5 protein-coding genes, 2 rRNA genes and 1 pseudogene are annotated in these 6799 nt (G+C 40.0%); 3 read left to right on the top strand and 5 right to left on the bottom strand.

From position 1 onward, the window contains the following. Together BUA78_RS19490 and brnQ are read right to left on the bottom strand one after the other, a co-directional pair. A 16S ribosomal RNA gene (locus tag BUA78_RS19490) occupies positions 1-117 on the bottom strand; the annotation flags it as partial. A 403-nt stretch (positions 118-520) separates the two neighbouring features. Next, positions 521-1828 carry a branched-chain amino acid transport system II carrier protein gene (brnQ, locus tag BUA78_RS19485; RefSeq protein WP_072917872.1) on the bottom strand — a complete coding sequence of 436 codons (1308 nt, stop codon included), beginning with the start codon at positions 1826-1828 and terminating at the stop codon, positions 521-523. A 696-nt stretch (positions 1829-2524) separates the two neighbouring features. Here brnQ and BUA78_RS19480 point away from each other — a divergent pair. Then, a complete protein-coding gene (locus BUA78_RS19480; protein ID WP_072917869.1) occupies positions 2525-4573 on the top strand; it encodes an alkaline phosphatase family protein in 2049 nt (682 codons plus the stop codon). A gap of 91 nt (positions 4574-4664) precedes the next feature. Continuing rightward, on the top strand, positions 4665-4991 hold the full coding sequence (locus tag BUA78_RS19475; RefSeq protein WP_072917867.1) for a thioredoxin family protein: 327 nt from the start codon (positions 4665-4667) through the stop codon (positions 4989-4991). 128 nt (positions 4992-5119) lie between these two features. Here BUA78_RS19475 and BUA78_RS19470 read toward each other — a convergent pair whose 3' ends face one another. Both BUA78_RS19470 and BUA78_RS19465 read right to left on the bottom strand, forming a co-directional pair. Next, positions 5120-5623: a DDE-type integrase/transposase/recombinase gene (locus BUA78_RS19470; RefSeq protein WP_207650525.1), complete on the bottom strand. Its 504-nt coding sequence runs from the start codon at positions 5621-5623 to the stop codon at positions 5120-5122. Between the two features lie 119 nt (positions 5624-5742). After that, positions 5743-6015: a hypothetical protein gene (locus BUA78_RS19465; RefSeq protein ID WP_072917862.1), complete on the bottom strand. Its 273-nt coding sequence runs from the start codon at positions 6013-6015 to the stop codon at positions 5743-5745. Positions 6016-6421: 406 nt separating this feature from the next. On the opposite strand from BUA78_RS19465, the pseudogene BUA78_RS19460 reads away from it, so the two are divergent. Beyond that, positions 6422-6508, top strand: a pseudogene (locus tag BUA78_RS19460) (DUF933 domain-containing protein); the annotation flags it as partial. A gap of 93 nt (positions 6509-6601) precedes the next feature. Here the strand turns inward: BUA78_RS19460 and rrf are convergent. Beyond that, a 5S ribosomal RNA gene (rrf, locus tag BUA78_RS19455) occupies positions 6602-6718 on the bottom strand. Positions 6719-6799 lie beyond the last annotated feature (81 nt).

Below are 6799 nucleotides of genomic sequence, written 5' to 3'. Positions count from 1 at the left end.
TCACCCGTGCGCCACTAAGTTTAAGTTTCGCAAGCTTCCACTTAAACCCCGTTCGACTTGCATGTGTTAAGCACGCCGCCAGCGTTCGTCCTGAGCCAGGATCAAACTCTCCATAAAATATCTTACAATATTTTAAGAGTTGATTAGCTCTTAGTTTACTTCTTTTTAGGAATTACTCGCTAGCGTTTTTTATATAACGCTTGACGAGGATTCATTGTGGTCGTCTTAGTTTCAGCTTCCGCTGACTTTTGACTTGACCTTATGCATCCATCATCTTCTGTTTAGTTTTCAAAGACCATTTTGCTTTGTCCGATCTCGCGACCGGAATTTTATCTTACCACGTCTCTCACTTTCTTGCAAGTGAAATTTTTGGTAACTTGTCTTTTCATAGTTGTCACAACACCAGCGACGTTTTCTATCATACCATGTTCTTTTGCTTATTGCAATGGGTTCCTAGGATAAAACACTACGCTGGTAAGTTAAAAAGGAGGGATTAATCCCCCCTTTTCTTATCAATTTCCTAATTTTGCTGCTTTGTTTTAGGAGCAAGAAATAGTCCAAAAACTGCCATAAACAAAGTTGGCGTTACCCAACCCAATCCATGTTCTTGCCAAGGCATGATTGCTAATACATTTTGGATATGCAAGTTAACACCAAATTTTGCTGCTATCATTTCAACCAGTCCAGCTAATACTACCAGTGAAGCACCGATAATTGATGTAACATAGACCATTCTATTGCCCCTAAACAAGTTATGACAAAGAGCAAGAATTACTAACACAATGATAATCGGATAAACAGTTACCAAAAGAGGAACCGATACCTCCAATATTTTAGCAAGACCCATATTGGCTAATAATGTACTTAAAATGACTGTCATGCAACAAATCGTATTATAACTAATTCTGTTATTGCTTAATCTACTAAAAAAGCTTCCACAGCAGGCCACTAAACCAATGGCAGTAGTTAAACATGCTAATGTCATAGCAATGGCAATAACAACCTTACCCAAAGAACCTAACAAAGCAGTGGTGAGGAATGATAGCATTTGACCAGGATTGTCTCCGGTAAATGAATTACCAGTGGTAGCACCAATATAGGCCAGTCCCAAATAAATAACTGATAATCCAACAGCGGCAATAATACCTGCCGTAATAGTAACCTTGGCAATTACCTGTTTATCTTTTACACCTTTATCTTGTAATGCATTTACAATAACCATGCCGAAGATTACTGATGCCAGAGCATCCATAGTATTATAGCCTTCTAAAAAACCCTTTGAAAAAGGCAACTCAAATTGGGCTGCCCCTATACTTCCTTGGGGATAAAACACACCTTTAATAATTACGATTGTTAAAAACAATATTAAAAGTGGCGTAAGTATTTTACCTACGTCATCTATTAATTTTGAACCACGTAAAACAAAAAGTAAAACAACCGTAAAGAACACAACCGAAGTAACGGCTAAGCTTAGACCCGATGCCTTCCCGAGAAATGGAACCACAGCCACCTCATAAGTAGTGGCGGCAGTACGAGGAATAGCTAAAAGAGGCCCAATACATAAAACGACTATCGTGGTAATCACTTTACTAAAAAGTGGGTGAACTCTATTGGCTAAATATTCTAGATCTCCCCCCGCTTTGGCCACTGCTGTAACACCCATTAGTGGTAATCCTACACCGGTAACTATAAAACCGAACATGGCAATCCACAAATGTTCGCCTGCCTGTTGGCCCAAAACCGGAGGAAAAATCAGGTTTCCTGCACCAAAAAACATAGCCAACAAGGCTAATCCAGTATAAAACACTTCTTTCCTAGTTAACTGCATAAATTAATCCCCTTTTGTTTTGTTGATAACTAATCGTACAATTTTTTGACATTTGTACAATCTGAATTTTTAACATAAGTATAATTTTCATCTATTTTGTCTAATATGTCAACCTAGATTGTCTGAGTTATAAGACATAAAATAGACAGTGTCTCATTATCATCCAATTTATTTACAGGCGAATATTTAATAATTCGTCAAGCAACCTTATAAAAGGAAAAGGCCAGAAACTGATGACCGCTGACCTTCTCTAAAATTAGTCTGGCGACGACCTACTCTCCCTGGGCTTGCGTCTCAAGTAGCCATATAGTTAGCCACATGTCGGTATTCTAACTCTTAAAAATGCATTAAAAAGGAAACCTTCCAACCTCACGAATATCCTCCATCCAGTTTTCACGTTCTTTGACGTAGTAAAGTAACCATAAGATATTGTGGCAATTGGCAATATCCTCTGAAAAAACGCAGTATAAACGTTAAACAACAATATACGCACTACTTATACCGGGTATAATTAGCGAGTATTGTACAGAAGGTGACATAATTTTTATAATTAAGGTAGTTAGTGAAGGAAAGAACTTAATCCGAAATCAAGGGAATCTTTGAATGATCTAGGGTAAAGTTACTAGGCATTACGGTAAAGGCTTTATGGCAACAAATAAACAAATAATAGATAGTAAAAGAAAGGAGATAATATTTATGAAGAGGAAAGCTCTTACCAATAAATTATTGGTACTAGGCGTCGATGGCATGGATCCAAGAATTAGTCGTAAATACTTAGGCGAAGGAAAAATGCCCAACTTACAAAAACTAATTGACCGCGGAGCTGCTAGAGAAGACTTAAAACTACTCGGAGCAATTCCTACAATTACACCTCCTTGTTGGACAACACTTGCTACAGGTGCTTATCCAGGAACCCATGGTATTACTTGTTATTGGAGACAATCCCCAGAAAGTCTGGATGCAGTTGTTTACAATATGGATTCTCGTAATTGCACCGCAGAGCAAGTCTGGAATATTACATCTGAATCTGGGTTAAAAACACTAGTTTGGCATTGGCCTGGGAGTTCCTGGCCCCCAACCTCTCATAGTGAAAATCTGAGTGTTGTAGATGGTACTCAACCAGGTTCTGTTAATATGGGTGTTGCACAGCTTGATTGGGAAAAAATTATTGTTGCTTCACCAGACATTAAAGAAGTACGTTACGCACCAAGAGTGGATAAACCGGCTGGTGTTGGTTGCATCATTACCGATTTGGAAGACACTCTAGATGGTGATGTTGATGATGAAATGATGGAACTTTGGTGGGGCGATAAAGCACGCGAAGGCGGCGAAATTCGTACCTACGTGATGGATGATGAAGATACCGAAGTTGTTATTGGCAGCAAGGTAGCTTATGATATTATTAACTCTCCGCTGAAAGATGCTACAGGTTGGGCAAATGCTCCAGAAGGAGCCAAAGAATTTACTATCCTAACCTCTGGCGGTGTAATGAGACGCCCCGCCTTGATTCTTAAAAATGAAGCTGGCGAATATGATCGCGTAGCCATTTATAAGAATAAGAAAGCAGCAGAACCGATTGTTATATTGGAAAAAAATGTAATGGTGTCAGGTATCATTGATGATGTTACTAAAAAAGAAGTAACAAAACCAGCCTGCCGTGCAATGAAGATTTTAGAACTTGATCCAGCAGGCAATAGCGTTAGAGTGTGGATTAGCAACGCTCTTGATATTTCTAGTGACCAATTATGGCATCCAAAATCCCTCTATCAAGAAATCGTTGAAAACGTTGGCCAAGTTCCACCGGTTAGCTTAATTGGCGGAGAAGATGACGAATTAGTACGTGAAATCTTTGAACCCTCTTGGAGACTTTACAACAAATGGCAAGCTGACTGCATGAATTATGCCATCAAAGAAAAGGGTTATGAAGTGGTATTCTCCCATTTACACAATATTGATTGTGCAGGTCACCAGTTATGGCACCTTGGTAAGACACTGCCTGAGTGGGATCATACTGATGAAAAGACCTATCAAGAATTCATTGAAAAGTTCTATGTGCAAACAGATGAATATATCGGCGAATTTATGGATTTATTAGATGAAGGTTGGACTGTACTACTTGTAAGTGACCACGGACTGATCGTAGGGGAAAGTGTACCTCCTATTTTAGGTGAATATGGTGGCCTCAATACAAAGGTAATGGAAGAATTGGGCTATACCGTGCTAAAGAAAGATGAAAACGGCAATTCCCTAAGAGAAGTTGATTGGGAGAAGACAAGGGCCGTTCAGATCCGCAGTAACTATATTTATATCAATCTCAAGGGCCGTGACAAGCATGGTATTGTGGACCCGAAAGATAAATATGAGTTAGAAGAACAAATCATCAACGATTTGTACAATTACAGAGATGAGAGAACCGGTAAGCGTGTTGTCGGTATCTGTCTCAGAAACAAAGATGCCGTGTTAATTGGTACTCATGGGCCAGAATGTGGTGATATATTCTTCTCCATTGAGGAAGGTCATAACAGACTGCATGGCGATAGTATTTCAACTTCAGAGGGATATTTTGATACATCAGTTTCGCCAATTTTTGTAGCGGCAGGTCCTGGTATTAAGTCTGGGTTTACAACAGATCGTATTATCAGACAAGTTGATGTTGCCCCTTCAGTCTCAGTATTGCTAGGCTTGCGTTACCCTGCGCAATGTGAAGGAGCTCCAATTTATCAGATTTTCTCAGAAGATATTTGATAAATTGTTAAATGCGCAGCTATCAGAAAAGCAGCACTCTGATAGCTGCTTTTTAATGAAACAAAAACTATTAATCTAAGGAGTGTAGAATATGCCTTTGCAACAATTGAATGCAACCCTTTTTGAAGAAATCATCTATGATAATGGCGATCCCTGTTTGGTAGTTTTCTCAAGAAAAAATTGCCACGTTTGTAAAGAAGTCGTTCCGATGTTAGAAGAATTGCAACCTAAATATGAGGGTAAATTTGGCTTCTATCGTGTTGATGTCGAAGAAGATAAGAACCTATCCCAAAGATTTTCCTTAAGAGGAGTTCCGTCAATCGTTTTTTTCAATGAAGGTGAACTTCAAGGAAAAATTGCGGGTAACGTTGAGGATGAACAAGTCGAAGAAAAGATCGCAGAAGTTCTTGGCGAGTAATTTAGAATCTGAAGGTATGTTGACGCTGACATCTACTATGTAACAAAGCATCCACAGACAGTGTAATGTGAACCGAACCAGAGTAAATAGACACGGAAAAGAAAAGCAAATCGTAGAATATTTTTGATTTATACCGCCTGGCTCCGTTTTTCAAACGGGGTCAGGCGGTATTTTAACTGAAAACGCTCAAAGTTATAAAAATGGATATAATTATCAATCAATAATTGTGCCTGCTCAAGAGTCTGCACTTTCTGACAGCAAATGCATTCTGTTTTAAGGAACGAAAAGAAATTCTCAGCTAAAGCGTTGTCATAAGGATTTCCACGCCTTGACATGGACGGCGTAATGCCGTATCTTTGGGTCAGGTCAAAATATGCTTGTGAGGTATATTGAAACCCTTGGTCGCTGTGGAGGTGCAACTCCCCGGCGACCGTTTCTTTTTCTACAGCGGAACGTACAGTGTCCAGAACCAACGCCACGGTCTGCTGGTGGCTGGTTCTGTAGGCAACGATACTGTTATCAAACAGATCACGTATGACCGACAGCTGAATGTAGCGGTAGCTATGAATTTTGCCACGGCTGTATTGGCATTGCCCAATCATTTCTGCAAGGGGCTGGTCTCGATCTGGCACGTTCTTGTGCTTCTTATAGCGGTAATATCCGCTGAGGGATACCTCGAAAAATTTACACATAGCTTCAACAGAATATCGGCAGGAACATTTTTCTATGATACGGTATTTTACACATGGCTTCACTTCCTTCCAACGGCTGAGAGAAAATTTCGCAGTAATTCATTTTTCATGGTTAAGCGCTTTATGATTTGCTCCTGCGTTTCCGGCTTCGTTTTAGGACGACCTTTCGGCAGAGGAGCTGCATGACGAAGTTCCACCTCTTTGCGCAATCCACACCAGCTTTGAATCGCATATCTGCTAATTCCATAAGTTTTACTCAGAGACCTAATGCTAACTCCCTGTCTATATGCCCTAATCACGGTTTCCTTTGTTTCCTCGCTGTATCGTGGCATCCCTTTTTTCCTGACACGCTAAAACCTCCAATTGTAGTTTCTATCCTACGACTGGAGGCTTTTTCTTTCAATGTCTATTTTTCCTGGTTCACTAAAAATGTCTTGTGGGTACTTTACTATATTCTTCTTTTATATAAAGCAATCTTTTGGGATTGGTCGGATCATCGCCATCGTTCACCAGTTTTTCTTTGGGTATTTTCCTTAAATGGTCTGGCTCGTCGCCAGAGTAATTTTAGAGAAAGCTCAACAGTGAACTATAAATCCATCGGCTTTCGACTTATTGGCCATTGGCCCCTCTTGTTCCCTCTCAAAACCTGTTATATTCACATAAGCCAATACATATAGAGTAAGTTAAACCAACCAAGCCAAGAGCCGATAGCGCTTTTCTTCCATGCTATGGTTACAAGCCAAAGAGAGAGGCAAAGTTCGTTTAGAGGGTAAAGAATACGTCGTGCAGGATGAAGATATCATGCACTTCCGATTTAATGTTTAATTATTTGTAGGGATGACCAAAGGTCGCCCCTACGTTTTTAGGCAAAATAAAAAGCTCAGCAGTTATGCTTAACTGTGAGCCTTTTTAAAATTACTCTGGCGACGACCTACTCTCCCAGGGACTTGCGTCCCAAGTACCATCGGCCCTGAAGGGCTTAACTGCTGTGTTCGGGATGGGAACAGGTGTACCCCCTCCGGTATCGCCACCAGAAATCTTATGCTTTTTTAATATACTTCCAAACCTCTTGCGTTCCTTCAAAACTGAACAGCTACTTTGTAAACTCGTCGTATA

This window comes from Desulforamulus aeronauticus DSM 10349, assembly GCF_900142375.1.
GTDB classification, from domain to species: Bacteria; Bacillota; Desulfotomaculia; order Desulfotomaculales; family Desulfotomaculaceae; genus Desulfotomaculum; species Desulfotomaculum aeronauticum.
Note: the sequence above shows the minus strand (reverse complement) of the source record. Positions and strands in the feature narration are given on the sequence as shown.